The organism is Microcoleus sp. S13_C5 (assembly GCF_036700845.1).
Lineage (GTDB): Bacteria > Cyanobacteriota > Cyanobacteriia > Cyanobacteriales > Microcoleaceae > Microcoleus.
In genome coordinates, this window is sequence record NZ_JAUBPR010000265.1 from 1 (window position 1) to 1,940 (window position 1,940).

A 1,940-nucleotide genomic window follows, 5' to 3' on the forward strand; every position below is an offset into this window, starting at 1 on the left:
TACGTCAATATACTTACACACAGAAAATCATTTAGGATTGCTCTCGATATAGAAAATCATTTAGGATTGCTATAGGAGTCGAAATGTCACCCAATAAATCGTCAGAAAAATTCGGAGAGCATGAAGTCCAAGCTTTATTAGAACTAGAAAGTTTTATTGCCAGTAATCCCGACCCAAGAGAACTAAAAAGAGCCGTAGCTGTCCGCATGCTAATGGAAGGTATCTGCCGAGAAACCATTCAAACTATTTTAGGAGTATCATCTCCCTTTATCAGCAAGTGGAAAATCAATTATGCGTTGCAGGGAATTGAAGGATTGCGCTTAAAACATCAAGGTTCCCAGGGACAACTTAAGCCAGAAGAACGAGAGGAAATTATCCAATGGTTAACCAATCAAAACCACGCTCGATTTATCCGCCCTAGAAAACTATATAGCCGAGCGGTATCAGAGTGAGTTTCAATCTAAAACCAGCTACTATCAACTCTTTAAGTCAGCCGGAATTAGCTGGAAAACGTCTCAAAAAAAGAACCCCAAACGGGATGAAGAACTGGTCAAAAAAAAGCATGAAGAAATTTGTAAAAATCTGGAAAAGCACCGGGAAGCTATAGAGTCGGGAACGCTGGTGGTGTATTTAATTGATGAGTGCCATCTCAAGAGGGGAGATGTCTGTGGTTATCTTTGGGGAAAGCGCAATGAGACGATAGAAATACCGCTAGTGAATGAAAGAGAAAAACAAACTTATTATGGCGCAATAAATCTTTTAAGAAAACAGTTTGTTCTGCGAGAATATGCGAGTGCAAATTCCAAAAATACGGTTGCTTTCCTCAAGGATTTACAATCTTTAAATCCGGCAGCGCGACATTTGATTATTTGGGATGGAGCTAGCTATCACAGATATAAAGAGATGAAAGCTTATCTAGAAGAAATTAATCTCGGTAAGGAGAAGGATGAATGGCCTTTAACTTGTATAAGCTGTTGTGCCTTTAAATAGGGTATAATAAAAAATGAGTTTAGTCAATCTCTACAAAAATGCCAGCTAAAAACCATCTCAATCCCCAACAAATAGAGAAACTACAAAAAGCCTTAAGAGAGGAAGAAAAGGCAAATATCAGAGAAAGAATTCTAATTTTATTATTGCTCAATGACGGCAAAACACAATCTAAAATCGCTGATTTTTTGGGTTGCTCAGTCAACAAAGTATCTAAAAGAGTGTGTGAAGGGAGACCCAGACAATCTAGAAAGTCTAATAGATGAGAGGATGAAAGGAAATCACAAAAAAGCCACAGATAAATATATAGATATATTATTAGAAACTATAGAAAAAGAGCCTCAAGAATTAGGATATGATTTTGGAGGATGAACAGCGCAGAGATTAGCAACATACTTAGAATAATCCACAGGAATAAAATTAAGTCGAGGACAAGTTCGGAGGATATTAAAGCAAAAAAAGTATGTTTACATCTGGGCTAAGTATAGCCTGGAGTCCAAGAGAAATCCGGAAAAAAGAACAGCGTTTAAAATAAAAATAGCAGAATATTTAAAAATAGAAAAAGAAACTCCCGAACAATTACAGGTATGGTTTTGGGACGAGAGTGGATTTAGTTTAAGAGTCACCAGAAGAAAGAACTGGTGTAAAAAAGGCAACCGCAGAAAGGTCAGAGGAGACCGAAGAAAAGGCAGAGTTAATGTAATGGGAGGAGTGAGAAATTCTGATAAAAAAAGGTGGGTAGAGTTCCTAAAAAAATGCAATTCATATAATTTTTATCAAGTGCTAAAACTGTTTTATGAAGAGCTAATTAATGAATGGGTATCAGCAGGTAATCAAGCCTCAGAATTTGCGGAAAAAGGAGCAAAAATAGTGATTATCCTTGATAATGCTAGTTTTCACAAGAAAGAAGAGTACCTGAAAATAATTGAAACAGAAATGCCTAACCTTCATTT

At 36.6% G+C, this 1,940-nt stretch carries 2 pseudogenes; both read left to right on the top strand.

Going from position 1 to position 1,940, the window contains the following annotated elements:
• Nucleotides 1-83 precede the first annotated feature (83 nt).
• Nucleotides 84-969: pseudogene (locus QUA04_RS29465) on the top strand (IS630 family transposase); the annotation flags it as partial.
• A gap of 59 nt (nt 970-1,028) precedes the next feature.
• A pseudogene (locus QUA04_RS30140) lies at nt 1,029-1,940 on the top strand (IS630 family transposase); the annotation flags it as partial.